11 protein-coding genes and 1 pseudogene are annotated in these 14719 nt (G+C 70.1%); 9 read left to right on the forward strand and 3 right to left on the reverse strand.

Annotated elements, in window-relative coordinates; translation table 11 throughout:
- Positions 1-211: 211 nt before the first annotated feature.
- From KEG57_RS40420 to KEG57_RS40440, 5 genes are all read left to right on the forward strand, one after another.
- Complete coding sequence (locus KEG57_RS40420; protein ID WP_272422441.1) at positions 212-1957, forward strand: hypothetical protein; 1746 nt, start codon at positions 212-214, stop codon at positions 1955-1957.
- Positions 1954-4971: a hypothetical protein gene (locus KEG57_RS40425; protein ID WP_272422440.1), complete on the forward strand. Its 3018-nt coding sequence runs from the start codon at positions 1954-1956 to the stop codon at positions 4969-4971. Before KEG57_RS40420 ends, KEG57_RS40425 begins: the two co-directional genes overlap by 4 nt.
- A 113-nt stretch (positions 4972-5084) precedes the next feature.
- Complete coding sequence (mutS, locus tag KEG57_RS40430; RefSeq protein WP_272422473.1) at positions 5085-7781, forward strand: DNA mismatch repair protein MutS; 2697 nt, start codon at positions 5085-5087, stop codon at positions 7779-7781.
- Between the two features lie 211 nt (positions 7782-7992).
- On the forward strand, positions 7993-8964 hold the full coding sequence (locus tag KEG57_RS40435) for a serine/threonine-protein kinase (RefSeq protein ID WP_272422439.1): 972 nt from the start codon (positions 7993-7995) through the stop codon (positions 8962-8964).
- A 167-nt stretch (positions 8965-9131) separates the two neighbouring features.
- The gene (locus KEG57_RS40440; RefSeq protein WP_272422438.1) at positions 9132-9683 is read left to right on the forward strand and encodes a hemerythrin domain-containing protein; all 552 of its coding nucleotides are present in this window, start codon (positions 9132-9134) and stop codon (positions 9681-9683) included.
- Positions 9684-9725: 42 nt separating this feature from the next.
- Here the strand turns inward: KEG57_RS40440 and KEG57_RS40445 are convergent, their stop codons facing one another.
- From KEG57_RS40445 to KEG57_RS56265, 3 genes and pseudogenes are all read right to left on the reverse strand, one after another.
- A complete protein-coding gene (locus tag KEG57_RS40445) occupies positions 9726-10202 on the reverse strand; it encodes a DUF2752 domain-containing protein (RefSeq protein WP_272422437.1) in 477 nt (158 codons plus the stop codon).
- A 26-nt stretch (positions 10203-10228) separates the two neighbouring features.
- On the reverse strand, positions 10229-11389 hold the full coding sequence (locus KEG57_RS40450; RefSeq protein ID WP_272422436.1) for a hypothetical protein: 1161 nt from the start codon (positions 11387-11389) through the stop codon (positions 10229-10231).
- Positions 11390-11434: 45 nt separating this feature from the next.
- Positions 11435-11758 (reverse strand): annotated as a pseudogene (locus KEG57_RS56265) (zinc ribbon domain-containing protein); the annotation flags it as partial.
- Between the two features lie 215 nt (positions 11759-11973).
- Between KEG57_RS56265 and nuoE the strand changes: the two are divergent.
- From nuoE to nuoK, 4 genes are read left to right on the forward strand one after another with little or no spacing between them, the layout of a single operon-like run.
- Entirely contained in the window at positions 11974-12453 is a 480-nt protein-coding gene (gene nuoE, locus KEG57_RS40455) for an NADH-quinone oxidoreductase subunit NuoE (RefSeq protein WP_272422435.1), read from the forward strand.
- 3 nt (positions 12454-12456) lie between these two features.
- Positions 12457-13809, forward strand: coding sequence for an NADH-quinone oxidoreductase subunit NuoF (gene nuoF, locus KEG57_RS40460; protein WP_272422434.1), 1353 nt, complete (start codon positions 12457-12459; stop codon positions 13807-13809).
- Positions 13806-14414 carry an NADH-quinone oxidoreductase subunit J family protein gene (locus KEG57_RS40465; protein ID WP_272422433.1) on the forward strand — a complete coding sequence of 203 codons (609 nt, stop codon included), beginning with the start codon at positions 13806-13808 and terminating at the stop codon, positions 14412-14414. The genes nuoF and KEG57_RS40465 overlap by 4 nt, the downstream gene beginning before the upstream one ends.
- Positions 14411-14719, forward strand: coding sequence for an NADH-quinone oxidoreductase subunit NuoK (gene nuoK / locus KEG57_RS40470; RefSeq protein ID WP_272422432.1), 309 nt, complete (start codon positions 14411-14413; stop codon positions 14717-14719). Before KEG57_RS40465 ends, nuoK begins: the two co-directional genes overlap by 4 nt.

A 14719-nucleotide genomic window follows, 5' to 3' on the forward strand; every position in this document is an offset into this window, starting at 1 on the left:
TGACCTGACCTGTTCGATGAACTGCGCATCGCGCAGTTCATCGACCCTGAGTCCAGCGCTTGCGCTGGTCCGGGTCCAGGGGTGGACAACCCCTGGTCGGGGTCCGGGGTGAAACCCCGGGGGGGCGCGACGCTTCGACGTCCCGGACATGGCCACCAAACAGCTGGGCGCCTTGCTCTGCAGGGGGCGGCAAACTAGGCTGCGCCGCGCCATGTCGCCCGAACCTGACTTCCGTTGCCCGAGCGCTGCGGGCACCTTGCCACGCCGGGTGCGCTTCGCCTCCGCTGCGCTGGTCCTTGCTGCCTCGGGCCTCGTCGGCCTTGGGGGCTGCTTCTCGGTCGCTGACGGCGTCCCGCCGCCCCGCGACGCGTTCTACTACCCGACGGGCCTCGTGGTTTCGCCTGGGCGAACTGCGCTCTTCGTGGCGAACTCTGATTTTGATCTGCAATACAACGGCGGCACGGTCTTCGCGCTCGACCTCGTGAAGCTTCGGGCCGACGGGGACAAACTACGGCAGGCGATCCTCGATGCGGCCGGGAGCCCCGCGTCGAGCGGCGATCCGACGGCTGCTGCTTGCGGCACGCTCGGCGTTGGGCGCAACGACAACACCACGCTCTACCCGGGGCCTTGCGCGCCGGTCTCGCTCTCCTCGTACTTGCAGAACGGCAAGGCTGTGACGATCGGCGCCTTCGCTACCGACGCGGTGATCGCGGTCAAGCCGAACCCTTGCGATGATGGGCGCGGTGCGCGGCTCTTCGTCCCGGTGCGTGGTGATCCCTCGGTCACGTACTTCGACATCACCGACGACCGCGAGATCTCCTGCGACGGCGCGCCGCTGCCTGCTGCGTCGCCTTGCAGCGGCTCGGTCTGCCTCGAGTGTGGGGCCACGTCCTCGGGCGGGCGGTGCTCGCGGGACTTCCTCGTGGGTCGGGATCCGTCGGACAGCCAGCGTGGTCTCACGTTGCCTGTCGAGCCGATTGGCATCGCGGTGGACGAGCGCGGCGAGTCGGTCGTGGTCGTGCACCCGAACGAGCAGACGGCGAGTACGGCGAGCCTCATCGTGAACCGCTGGGAGAGCGAGCCTGCGCTCGAGCACTACGTCGCGGGCTTGCCGCCGGGCGCGACGGACTTGGCGGCGATCCCGATCGCGCGCCTCGCCGAGGAGAACCGGGCCGCGATCGACTACACGCCTGCGTTCGGCGTGAGCTACCGATCGTCGCCGGTGTTCGACGTCTTGCGGTACAACGATGACGGCGGTTCGAGTCCGGCTCGGCCGTTCGTCACGCGGAGCGCGTCGGTGCGCATCGGCACGACGGCGAGCTCGACGGACTCGCGTGGGGTCGCGATCGATGGGACGGAGCGGCGGGCGTGCGAGGATGCGTGCCCGACGGGCGCGGTGCGCGGCAGTTGCCTCAGGGCGTGCGCTGAGGACCATCCGCTCGGCGTTTACATGGCGAACCGTGCTCCTGCGGCGCTCGTGATCGGGCAGATCGAGACCAAGTTCACGGAGCGCGAGGGGCCGAACGGCCCGGAGGTGACTGGCGCGTTCGAGGAGGTTGCGTTCCACGACTCGGTGCCGCTCGCGTTCGGCTCGTCGCGCGTGAGGATGGGGCAGGTGATCGGGCTGGATGGCCGGCCCGCGTGGCGTGTCTTCGCTCTCGCCTATGATTCGAGCTTCGTCTTCTCGTACGACCCGGCCTCGCGGCGCGTGGACAACGTCATCAAGACGGGCCGTGGCCCGCATGCTATCGCCTTCGACACGGAGCGCTTGCGGGACGAGGCGGGGAATCTGGTCCTCGACGAACAGGGCAACCCCATCTGGTACTCGACGATGTACGTCGGTCATTTCACGGATTCGTACGTCGGCGTCGTGGACCTCGACATGCGCAATCATGCCACGTTCGGGGCCATGTACATGACGCTCGGCAAACCGGTGCCGCCCAAGGAGTCACAATGAAGCGGCGTATTTCTTATTCGTTCGGCGGCCTCGCGCTCGCCACGCTCGGTTTGCCCCTCGCGCTTGTCTCCGCGGGCGGATGCGAGACGCAGACGGTGGCGTCGGAGGTCCGCGCGCTCGAACGCTCGGGCCGCGTCTCGTTCCTCTGCCTTGGCGCCCCGGGCCTCGGGACGACGCCGGCGCTGCCTTACGAGCGATGCGGCGGCACGCGGTTCGAGACGCCGGACGATTATGCCGTGGCGAACGGGGTCACGACGCAGCCGCACCTCTACGCGCTCGTGACCCAGACGACGCGTGGCGAGGTGGCCGTCGTCGACATGAGCACGAAGGTCGACTCCGTGCTCGACTCGAATCCGCGCGTGCCTGGCGCGAACTTCCTGCCCGTCGGCGCGCAGCCCATCGACATCGCGAGCACGAACGGCAGCATGGCCGCGTTCGTGGGCGTGGCCGAGTCTGGCCGCGAGGGGATTTTTGCCCTTGCCGCGAAGGACATCCGCGTCTGCAGCACGTGCTTGCCGAAGACGCTCTCGAGCTGGCCCGCCTGCGCGCTGCCCGGCGCGCCTGGCGAGATGCTCGTCGTCTACGATCCGAAGAACGACGCGGGCGAGGTCCGCGCGCACTGCGACGACACCACGTATTCGAAGCCGCGAGAGCCCGAGCCCGACGGGGCCGGCGGGTTCCTCGTCGACCTCACGCAGGAGGGCCTCGGCCGGCCCAAGCTCGTCGTGACGATCCCCGATCTCGGCGCGCTCGCCGTCATCGACGCGCAGACGCTCTTCGACGTGGAGCGCGAGGCCGATGGTACGCCCCGCAAGGATCCGGACACGGGCGAGCTCGTGTACGTGCACGCGCCGGGCTCGTGGAAAGAGTGCCCCATCGATCGCTGGGTCCCGCTCACGGTGGACCTGCCTGTGCAGAGCCCGCCCGCGCCTCCGCCGACGGGCGCCGCGTGCGTCGCGCCCCCCGTGATCGCGCCCGCGCCCGCGCAGGACTACGAAGCGCGCCCCGCGGGGATCACGCTTTCCGAGAAGCGCCTCTTCGTCGGCGACCTCGACGCGCCCGTCGTGCACGTGCTCGACATGAAGACGCCGTGCGAGCCGATCGAGCGGGATCCGCTCCTGCCGACGTCGCTGAGCGAGCCTGATCGGGTCGTGACCACGAGCCAGATCGCCGCGTCGCCGACGCTCGCGGGCTCGCTCGAGCGGTTCCTCTACGCGGTCGACGATCTCGATGGCAGCGTGATGGTCTTCGACATCGCCGAGGACGCGACCTCGCGCAGGCCCGTCACGCGGCCGCACCCCGAGTGGACGCCCGGGCAGGCGCCCGATCGCGTGGAGTTCGGCGTGCCCGTGCAGGATCTCGTGATCATCGAGCGCGACAACCCGCTGCCCATCCCGAACACGGGCGTGGCCCCGGAGGGCGTGCGTTGCAGCCCGGATCCGGATCTCACGGTCTGCACGACGACGTCGACCTCGTGTGATCCCGAAACGCTCTACCGGACGAGCGGGACGTACGAGAGCGGCGCGGGTCCGGCCCGCATGCGCGGGGCGTTCGCGTACGTGGTGCTCGGCACGGGGCAGATCGCGGTCGTCGACATCGACGATTACGACGCGCTTTGCCGCGCGCCGACGCGGTACACGTATCTTTATGGGTGCCCGCCGCCTGGCGCGCCGGCGGATCTCGCCGGGGAAGAGGTGCTCGCGAGCACGGGCGAGATCTCGTGCAACATCGTCGTGCCGCACACGCCGCGCAGCGCGAACTACATGCGGACGTCGGAGCGAACGGGCCAGAACCAGCCCGGCCTCTCGGGCTTCCCCTTGCTTTACAACAACCAAGGGACGCTCCAATCGACGTTCGACGAGGACGGGCCGATCATCCGCGCGACGGTGCCGGTGCTGCCGAGCGGCACCAAGGAGCTCCCGCCCGAGCATTTCACGCTGGCCGTGGGTGGGACGATCCGGGTGATCGATCAAAAAACGGGCCTCACGACGAATGCCGGGGATCCCGAGCATACGGTCGTGATGAATTTCGAGGACCCGCGCGCCCAGTCGGCGAGCCAGACGTTCACGATCACCTACGAGGGCGCTTTGCCTGGTTTCGCGGGGAAGGCCGGGCGGCTCGATCTCACGGGCGGCCCGACGCCGACGCTCTCCGACGCCGCGAGCCGCTTCTGCGATCAGGGCGTGCTCGGCGAGCGCGCCTGGGAGGAGATCCTTTCGAGCGAGGGCGACGCGAACGCCGCGGCGAAAGCGAAGTCCCTCGCCGATTACGTGCAGATTGCCTCGAACATCCCCGACGAGGACGACATTCACTGGACGAGCCCGGAGACACAAGGGGTCTGCACGTACCAGCAATGCAAATCGACGTTCGGCCCGGCGGAGCTTCCGCGGGAGGGGCGCGACATCTCGATCCTCGAGGCGTATCAGGATCGCCTGGAGCTCGGCGGGTCGCGCGGCGGCGCCTCGCCCGAGCTCATCGAATGCTGCTTCCCCACGCTCGTCGGGTTCAACATCCGCGTGGGCGGGCAATGGTCGGTCGTCGGCAACGCCTCGGGCTTCTTGCACCACGTGATCGCGGCTCCGGAGAGCGTCGGCGATACGCCGCTCGGCGCGTGCCGCAATTCGTGTGATCCAACGCGTGCACGGCTCAATGGCCGCGTGCGCGCCGCGCCGCACGGGGAGGTGGTGAAGGACGGCGATCTCCTCGCCTTCATCAATCCCTTTTTCCGCATGGCCATCAACGATCCGGCGCCGGAGAGCGAATTCGACGCGAACCCGAGCTCGGCCACGATCAACGGCCCGCCGCGCGACACGTTCTTCCAGTTCGCGACGCAGGGCAACTTCCGCCCCCTCCTCCTGACCCTCACCTCGTCCACGACGTCCGCGACCGAGATCCAGCCTCAGGCGGTCACGTTCGTCCCCTCCACCGGCGAGCTCGCCATCACCGACGGCTCGCTCGAAGGCCTCATGCTCATCTCGGCCAGCCGCCTCGCCCTCACGCGGCAATACTACTGACACGGTTCGTCCGCGGATCCTGAACGCCTGTCGAGGTCCCGGGTTTTTCCGGGGCGCCCTGGACAAACGAGGGGGACCCACCCGGCAAACCATGGTAAGGGGGGGCCGTGCAAATGCGCGGCAGCAGTAGCGGCAAGAAGCTCACCCCCGTGATGCGGCAGTACGAGGAGGCCAAGGCTGCCCATCCCGACGCAATTCTGTTTTTCAGGATGGGGGATTTCTACGAGATGTTCCGGGAGGACGCCGTCATTTCGGCGCGCCTCCTCGACATCACCCTCACAAGCCGGAACAAGGGGAACCCCGACGAAGAACCGATGGCCGGGGTGCCCCACCACGCGGCCGCCGGATACGTCGCCCGCCTGCTCGCCTTCGGCCACAAGGTGGCGATTTGCGAGCAGATGGCCGATCCCGCGACGGTGAAGGGGATCGTGCCGCGGCAGGTGGTCCGCGTGATCACGCCGGGGCTCGTGACCGATACGGAGCAGCTCGACGCGCGGGCAAACCACTACCTCGTCGCCGTGGACAACGAGTCCGGTAATGCGGAACGCGGGATTGCGCTGCTCGATCTTTCGACCGGAGAGCTTTCGGCCGGGACCATTTCGGATCTCGCGTCGCTGCTCGCGGAGCTCGCCCGGTGTGATCCGCGGGAGGTGCTCGTCGGCGGGGGGCTCGACCCGGATGTGAAGAAGGGCGCCGGGCTGGCAGCCCCTCGCGCGGTGCTGCGGGAGGACGAGCCGCTCGACGATGGAGACGTGGCGGCCACGATCGACGCGTCGGTGGCGGAGCCGATCGCGGCGGAGGCGGCGTCGACGTTGCCGCTCGCGGCGCGGCGGGCGGCGGCGCGGGCGCTCCGGTTCGCGCACAAGTGCACGCCGGGCAGTCCGCTGCCCGTGCGGAGGATCGCGCCGTACGACCCGACAGGGACGATGCGGATCGACGAGACGGCGCAGGTGCACCTCGAGCTCGTGCGAGGGGCCGACGGGTCGCGGAAGGGGACGCTGCTCGAGACGGTGGACGCGACGGTGACGCCGGCAGGGGCGCGTTTGCTCCGGCGAAGGTTGCTCGCGCCGCTGCTCGACGTGGCGTCGATCCGGCGGCGGCTCGACGAGGTGCAGGCGTTCGTGGAGAACCCGCGGGCACGTGGCGAGCTCAGGGAGGCGCTCGGGCGCGTGGGCGATCTGGAGCGGCTCAGCGTGCGGGCGGTGCTCCGTGAGGCGACGCCGAAGGATCTCGGCGCGCTGCGGGATGGGCTGCTCGCGGCGCCCGCGGCGGTGGCGGCGACGCGGTCGATCGTGGATACCGCCGGGGGTTTGGGGGCAGAGCTCGGCTTGTCCGAGCGGAGCCCCCAACGTTCGACCAGCGAGACGCGCGAGCTCTTCGGCGCGGAGGTGGACACGTTGCCCGAGCTCGCGGCGAAGCTCGCGGCGGCCCTGGTGGACCGGCCGCCGGCGCTCGCGCGTGAGGGTGGGTTCGTCCGGGAGGAGTACGACGCGGAGCTCGCCACGCAGCGCAGGCTCGCGCGCGGCGGCGCCGAGGAGATGACGAAGCTCGAAGCGGAGCTGCGCGAGAAGACGGGCGCGGGCTCGCTACGCATCCGCTTCACGCGGGTGTTCGGCTGGTACATCGAGGTGACGAAGACACACCTCGGCAAGGTGCCGCCGGACTTCCGGCGCAAGCAGACGGTGGCCGGCGGCGAGCGCTTTACGAGTGATCGTCTCGACGAGCTGGCGGACGGGCTGGAGAATGCCGAGTCGCGCGCGCTCGCGCGGGAGACCGACATTTTTGAAGGACTCGTGCGCACGGTCGCGGAGAACGCGGAGCGGATCCGCAAGCTCGCGCGGACGCTCGCGTCGTGGGACGTGGCCGCGGCGCTCGCCGACGTGGCGCACCGGCAGGACTACGTGCGGCCCGTGATCGACATGGGCGACGCGCTCGTGATCGAGAGCGGGCGGCATCCCGTCGTGGAGCGTCTCGCGGCGGCGGGTCGCTTCGTGCCGAACGACACGGCGCTCGATCTCGGCGGCGAGCGTCTCTGGCTGCTCACGGGCCCGAACATGGCGGGTAAGTCGACGCTGATGCGCCAGGTCGCGCTCATCACGATCCTCGCGCAGGCGGGGAGTTTTGTTCCCGCGCAGGCGGCACGGATCGGGCTCGTCGATCGGGTGCTCTCGCGCGTCGGCGCGAGCGACAACGTGGCGCGCGGCGAAAGCACGTTCATGGTCGAGATGCGCGAGACGGCGACGATCCTTCGCGACGCGACGCGGCGATCGCTGGTCATCCTCGACGAGATCGGTCGTGGCACGAGCACGTACGATGGGCTCGCGATCGCGTGGGCCGTGGCCGAGCACCTCTACGACGCGGTCGGTTGCCGCGCGATGTTCGCCACGCACTACCACGAGCTGACGGAGCTCGCGCAGCACGGGCCCGGCGTGGCGAACTGGTCGGTCTCGGCGCGCGAGCACGGCGGTGACGTGGTCTTCCTGCACAAGCTCGTGAAAGGGCCGGCGAGTCGGAGCTACGGCGTCGCGGTCGCGCGGCTCGCGGGCGTGCCCGAGCCGGTGCTCGCGCGGGCCAAGGCGATCCTCTCGACGCTCGAAGCTGGCGCGCCGCTGCCCTCGGGCAAACACGCGACGATGCGCGGACGCACGCGGCAAGGCTCGGTGCAGCTCGACCTGTTCGCGAAGGCGAAACCCGACACGGATGCGGCCGCGCCCGTCCTCGAAACGCTGCGCGCCGTGGAAGTCGAGCGTTTGACGCCGCTCGACGCGCTCACGTTCGTCGCGCGCCTGAAGTCGCTCCTGCCCTCCTGAACACGCGAAAAACCGGCTGCCAGAAAAAGCAAGCGACAGAGCTCGGCGCGCGGTCGTGCACCTGCGCATCCGCACCTGGGACGTGCGCTTACCGTCCACCTTGCGCCGGGAAACGTTGAGGACGGTCCTGATCGGAGCCGGGCAAGGTGCCGATGCACTTTTCGGGTGATTCCCGACGGGGAGCGTGCAGAAATGACCTGCTGCCCCGACCATGACACCTCCGAAATTCACCGAAGGATTGTCCCGGGACCTCCTCCCGACGCACGACGCCCCGTTCCCCGGCCCTACGGGGGATCAGGGAGCTCCGTACGTGCCGGGCCTGGTGCTCGAGGGCGTCGTGGCCGAAGGCGGCATGGGGCTCGTGTACGCGGCCCGCGAGATCTCCTCGGGCAAGCGCGTGGCGCTGAAGACGCTGCGGGCCTGCTTCGCGAACGACGAGGGGGCACGGGCCCGGTTCGAACGGGAGATCTCCTTCACGCGTCGGGTCGTGCACCCGAACGTGGCGCCGGTGCTCGGTCACGGGCACATGAGCGACGGGCGGCCGTACTACCTGATGGAGCTCTATCGGGGCAGGACGCTCGGGGCCGTGGTGCGTGAGGACGGGCCACTCTCGATCGGACGCGCGCTCGAGATCACGGACCGGATCCTGGCCGGGCTCGAGGCCGTGCACGCAGCGGGGATCGTGCACCGGGATCTCACGCCGGAGAACGTCCTGCTCACCGAGGGGCCCGCGGGCGAGACGCGCGTGCTCCTGCTCGACTTCGGCTTCGCCCACGAGCCGGGCGTGGACACGGGCGACGGGGTGACGGCGGACAGCCGCGGCGCGCTCGTGGGGACGATCCGGTTCATGTCGCCCGAGCAAGTGACGCGCGGTCGCGCGATCACGGCGCAGAGTGATCTGTTCGCGACGGCTCTCTTGCTCTACTACGCCGTGTCGGGGAAGCTGCCTTTCCGCGGGGAAGGGGACCTGGACGTGGCGGTGGCGACGGTGCGCAAGGCGCCTGTGCCGCTGCGCGCGGAGCTTCGGAATGTGCCGCGCGCGCTCGACGTGCTCCTGTCGCGCGCGCTGGCGAAGCACCCGGACGCGCGGTTCTCGGGCGCCGCAGAAATGCGACGCGCGCTGTCCGAGATGAGGCGCCCGCGCGCGAAGGTCGCCGGGGTAGCCGCGGCGCTCGCAGGGTAGGAGATCACCCGCCACGCGGGCGCCGGCGCGGCATCGAGCACGCCGTGCGCGCCCGCCGTGGGCCCGCTCCTTGCCATAGACGGCCGCGCTGCGCGGCTTTCGCTCACGGTTCCGCCCGCGGGAGCGAAAGACCGCCGCCAGAGCGACAGGCTTGGAGGAGAGGGCTCATGGATGCACTCGATCTGTTGGAGCAACAGCACCGCGACGTCTGCGCGTTGCTGTCGCGGCTCGTGGAGGCGTCGCCGGTCGGCTTGGGGAGCGAAGAGGCGTTTTACGCCGCGCTGCGCGCCGTCGAGGCGCACGTCCGCGTCGAGGAGGCGTACGTCTACATCGCGTGCGCGAGCAGGCTCGGTGACGACACGAAGGTGCGCGAGGCGCGCGAAGAGCACACGCGCATCCTCGACGCCGCGCGGCTCGCGCTCACGATGCCGCGCACCGGGCCGCAGTTCGCAGCGATGATCGCGGCGCTGCGCGAGCGCTTCGAGAAGCACGCGGACGTCGAGGAGGACGTGGTGTTCCCGAAGCTGAAGCGCAGCCTCACGGACGAGGAGCTCGACGTGCTCGGCGAGGAGATCGAGCGCTCGTACAACCGGCTGCTCGCGGGCGCGGACGATACGCGCACGACGCACGCGCGTCCGTCGGACGCAGAGGACGCGTCCCGGGCGGAGCCGCGGCTGCGCCGAGGCATGCGTCGTCCGGCGCCGCGCGGGGCGATCTGAGGCGATGCGGAGATCCTTGGTGCAGCAACCAATGCGGCCCGGCTACACGGGGACCGGGCCGCCGAAGGCGCCGAAGAAGCGCGCGAACCAGACGGCGATCATGGCGACCGCGAGGACGATCGAGCCGAGGGTGACGACGCGCGTCTGCTGGAACGCGAACGTGTACCAGCGGCCGTGGCGCACGTAGTTGTAGCTTCCTTGCAGCGCGAGGAGCGCGACCATCGGGACGATGGGGATCACGAGCGGGTGGAAGTGGATGGCCTCGCGGAGGTCGCCGGTGGCGAGCGCGAGCGCGGCGCGCGTGAGGCCGCAGCCGGGGCAGGGATGGCGCGTGACGAGCGCGAACGGGCAGAGGGGGAAACGGACCACGACCGCAGCGCTGAGCACGGCCCCGACGAGGGCGAGGCGCGCGGCGCGACCGAGCGCGGTTCCTTTGGGGCGAGGGGGCGTGTAGGGGCGCGGGACGGGGTAGGGGACTGGGGTGGGGGACGGGACCGGGGCGGCGATGGGTTTGTCCAAGCGCTGCCCCGGTTCGTCCTGGTCGATCAGTCCACCGCGTTTGGATCCCAGACCTGGTTCAGGTCCTTCGCCAGCGCGTAGGGGAAGAGGAAGATGTACATCACGAGGCTCTGCGACTGCGGGTTGCGCGAGCCGGCCATCTGCTTCGCCCGCGTCACGATCTCGGGCAGCTTCAGGATCATGAGCAGGTTCAGGATCGGGACGAAGAGGTGCCACGACTGGAGCGACTCGTCCTTCGTGTAGGCCTTGAGCTCGTTCAGCATGCCGTAGCCGCCGAAGAGGTGGTACATGCCGCAGCAGAAGAGCGTGCCGAGCAGCGCGGTCATCGGGTTGCGCGTCGTTCCACGCACGCCGCCCATGCCGCCGCCCTGCGCGCCCATCATGGCGCCGCCGCCCATGCCCATCGGAGCGCCCATCGCGCCGCCGGGGTACTGGCCGGGGGCCACCATGGCGCCCGCGGGAGGCGCGCCGTACGCGCCGCCGGGAGGCGCGCCGTAGCCGCCGGGACCGCCCATCCCGCTCGGATCACCCGGAGGCGGGCCGTAGGCGCCGGCAGGCGGAGGAGCGCCGTAGCCGCCCGGAGGAGGCGGAGGAGCGCTGTATCCGCTGCCCGCGGGGGGCGGGGGAGCGCCGTAACCGCCTGCAGGAGGCGGAGGAGCGCCGTAGCCGCCCGGAGGAGGCGGAGGAGCGCCGTAACCGCCCGCGGGAGGCGGAGGAGCGCCGTAACCACCCGCGGGAGGCGGAGGAGCGCCGTAACCCGGAGGCGAGCCGCCCATGGGTCCGCCGGGCGGGGGCGCGCCGAAGCCGCCGCCGGGGGGCGGGCCCGCGGGGGGCGGGAACGCGCCGGGCGAGGGGATGCCGGGCGGGTTCGGCGAGGGAGGAGTGAAGTTCGGGAGATCGATCGCGAGCGTGCTCCCGAGCCCGCCCTGCGGCTCGTATCCGCCCGCCGGCGGATATCCCGGCGGGGGCGGGGGCGCGGCCGGCAGCGGAGCTGCCGTTGGGCCGAGTCCCGCGGGCGGCACGCCGATCACCGTGCCCGCGAGGCCCTGATCACCGAGCGTCGGCCCGCCGGGCGGCATGCCTGGCGGCGGCGGCGGCGCGGCGGCCGGCATGTGCGGCGCCATCGGCGGCGGCGGCGCCGGCGGCGGCATGGCCCCCGCGGGCGGCGTCGGGGGTTGCTGACTCATCAGCATCGTCCCCTTGAACTTCGGCGCGGCGGCTCCTTTCAGGTTGAAGCCACACTTCGTGCACGTCGTCGCCGTCTCCGAGTTTTGTGTCCCACAATTCGGACAGAACACGAACCACCTCCCGAGGCGCTGCGCGTCATTCGAACGGTTGCGAAGGGCGCGAGGCGGCCGGGAGCGTAGTGGAGGTTCGCCCCACTTCTCAAGCACAACGCAAGGGGTCGTCAGAGTATCGAGCGCCGACGCGTGCGCGCGCTTGCGAGCGAGCAAACCCGCGCGTGCCCGGCAGGGCTCTCGGGCGCGTGAAACGGCGCCGCTGCGAGGTGGGCGCGGGTGGAGCGCGGCCCCAAGAAAAAGAGAAAGATTCGGCATGGCGAACGGCGCGCCTTGACACAACCGGGGGTCGCTCACTAGCGTGCGCGCGCCTGCAGAAGGGGCCCGAGCGAAACGCGGGCAAAACCCTTCGGGCGGCTCGCTCTCTTTCCGGTCTGGCTCGTGGCCCGACGGAGGAGCTCGAAGTTGAGCACGAGGACACGTGCTCGCTTGCCGCCGCCTCGATCCACCCCTAGCCCTGCTGGCGAACGAACATGACGAAGTTCGCACTGTCTCCCGACCGCGAGAAGCACGTCGAAGAAATCCTCTCGCGCTACCCGAACCGCCAGGCGGCCTGCATCCCCGTCCTCCATCTCTGCCAAGAGCAGAATGGGTGGATCTCCGACGATGTCGTCGAGTGGGTGGCGGCTCGGCTCGGCCTGTCGGCCGCGCACGTGAAGGGCGTGGTGACGTTCTACACGCTCTTCAACAAGGAGCCCGTGGGCAAGCACCAGGTCTGGGTCTGCCGGACCTTGAGCTGCGCGCTCCGCGGCGCGGACGACATCCTCCACCACTGCGAGAAGCGCCTCGGTATCCACGTCGGGCAGACGACGAAGGACGGGAAGGTGACCTTGCGGACGGCGGAGTGTCTCGCCTCGTGCGGCACTGCGCCGATGATCCAGGTCGACAAGGACTACTACGAGAACCTCACCACGGCCGAGGTCGATCGGATCCTCGACCGCCTCATCAAGTGACCCATGCTGCGACAAACGACGTATCTGACGAAGCGGTATGGCGTCCCCGAGGGGTGGACGCTCCCCGTGTACGAGCGTGACGGGGGCTATCAACAGGCCAAGCGCGCGCTCTCGATGCCCCGGGAGGCCCTCGTCGAAGAGATGAAGGCCGCGAACATCCGCGGTCGCGGCGGCGCCGGCTTCCCGATGGGCGTGAAGTGGAGCTTCATGCCGTGGCCTCCGAAGCCGGAGAAGCCGCACTACCTCGTCATCAACGCCGACGAGGGCGAGCCCGGGACCTTCAAGGACCGGACGATCATGGAGCTCGATCCGCACGCGGTGGTGGAGGGCTGCATCATCGGCTGCTTCGGCATCGGCGCGCACGCGGCGTACATCTACGTCCGCGACGAGCTGCACCTGTCGAAGGCGCGCCTCTGGGGCGCGATCGAGGAGGCGCGCGCCAAGGGCTACCTCGGCGCGAAGCCCTTCGGGATCGACTACCCCGTCGAGGTCTACGTCCACACGGGCGCCGGCGCGTACATCTGCGGCGAAGAGACGAGCCTCCTGAACTCGCTCGAAGGCAAGCGCGGCGAGCCGCGGCTCAAGCCCCCGTTCCCGGCGCAGGCTGGCGCGTTCGGCATGCCGACGACCGTGAACAACCTCGAGACGATCGCGGCGGTGCCGGTGGCGCTGGCGATGGGCGGCGACGCCTTCTCCAAGCTCTCGGACCTGCACGATCAGAAGGACGGCGGCTGCCGGCTCTACGGCGTCTCGGGCCACGTGAACAACCCCGGCGTCTTCGAGGCGTGCGTGGGCCTGACGCTGCGCGAGCTCATCTACGACCTCGGCGGCGGCGTGAAGGGCGGCGAGCTGCTCGGCGTGATCCCCGGCGGTTCGTCCTGTCCGATCCTTCGGCCCGACGAGACGGTGAACGCGCCGGACCCCAAGTCGCCGCTGCACCGCTGGCACGGCAAGAACGTGCTCGACGTGCCGATGGGCGTGGAGACGTACCGCGCGCTCGGGACGATGCTCGGCACGTGCTGCGCGATCGTGCTGAACAAGAACACGGACATCGTGCTCGCGATGCACAACCTGATGCGGTTCTACCGCCACGAGTCCTGCGGCCAGTGCACGCCGTGCCGCGAGGGCAGCGCGTGGCTCTTCCGCATCCTCGATCGGATGGTGCACGGCGAGGCCACGATGGAGGAGCTCGATCGGCTCCACGAGATCGCCGACAACATCATGGGCAACACGATCTGCGCGTTCGGCGAGGGCACGGCGATGCCCGCGCTCGGCTTCTTGCGGAAGTACCGCAAGGAGTTCGAGGAGCACGTGCGCACGAAGGGCAAGTCCGGGACGGGGAGGCTCGCGCTGTGAACAAACTCGAACTCGCGTTCTTCGGCCTCTGCTCGGTCATCGCGCTGCTCGGCGCGGTCGTGACCGTGGGCGCGAAGAACCCGATCCGCGGGGCGATGGGCCTCCTCTCGACGATCATCGGGATCGCGGGTCTCTACCTGATGCTGGCCGCCGAGTTCCTCGCGGCGATCCAGCTGCTCGTGTACGCGGGCGCGGTCGTGATCCTCTTCCTGTTCGTGATCATGCTCCTCGGCCCGTCGGCGCAGTCGAAGCGCGACGCGCGGGGCGCGGTGGCGCGTTACGTGGGCGCCGCGGCGCTCCTCGTGAGCGGGCTCGGCGCGATGGCGCTCGTGATGCGCACGCAGTCGGCCACGCCGACGGCGCTGCCGGCCGTGCCGCCGCAGTTCGGCACGATCGAGTCGATCGGGCACGAGCTCTTCTCGACGGCGCTCGTGCCGTTCGAGCTCTCGGGCGCGCTGCTCCTCGTGGCCGTCATCGGCGCGGTCGCGGTCGCGCGCGGCAAGCAGGTGGATCCCACGCTGCTGCCCGCGGCGGACGCGAAGCCGAGCCAGACGCCCGCACCCACCGCACGCACTGCAGGCCAGACCAAGGAGGCGAGGTCGTGACCGTCCCGCTCGAGTACTTCGTGATCGTGGCCGCCGCGCTCTTCATGACGGGCGCGGTGGGCTTCTTGATCCGACGCAACCTGCTCGTGCTCCTCATGAGCATCGAGCTGATGTTGAACGCCGTGAACCTCACGCTGGTCGCTTTCAACCGCCAGTACGTGGGGGGTCACACCGGGCAGATCTTCACCTTCTTCATCATCGCCATCGCCGCGGCGGAGGCCGCCGTCGGCTTGGCCATCGTCCTCGCGTTCTTCCGGCTCCGCGGCACGGTGCGCTCGGACGACGCCGATCTCCTGAGGAACTAG

It is taken from the genome of Polyangium jinanense, assembly GCF_028435365.1.

Coding starts and splice junctions, on each gene's coding strand:
- KEG57_RS40420 (WP_272422441.1), top strand. CDS start 212: ATGTCGCCCGAACCTGACTTCCGTTGCCCGAGCGCTGCGGGCACCTTG.
- KEG57_RS40425 (WP_272422440.1), top strand. CDS start 1,954: ATGAAGCGGCGTATTTCTTATTCGTTCGGCGGCCTCGCGCTCGCCACG.
- mutS (WP_272422473.1), top strand. CDS start 5,085: ATGCGCGGCAGCAGTAGCGGCAAGAAGCTCACCCCCGTGATGCGGCAG.
- KEG57_RS40435 (WP_272422439.1), top strand. CDS start 7,993: ATGACACCTCCGAAATTCACCGAAGGATTGTCCCGGGACCTCCTCCCG.
- KEG57_RS40440 (WP_272422438.1), top strand. CDS start 9,132: ATGGATGCACTCGATCTGTTGGAGCAACAGCACCGCGACGTCTGCGCG.
- KEG57_RS40450 (WP_272422436.1), bottom strand. CDS start 11,389: ATGAGTCAGCAACCCCCGACGCCGCCCGCGGGGGCCATGCCGCCGCCG.
- nuoE (WP_272422435.1), top strand. CDS start 11,974: ATGACGAAGTTCGCACTGTCTCCCGACCGCGAGAAGCACGTCGAAGAA.
- nuoF (WP_272422434.1), top strand. CDS start 12,457: ATGCTGCGACAAACGACGTATCTGACGAAGCGGTATGGCGTCCCCGAG.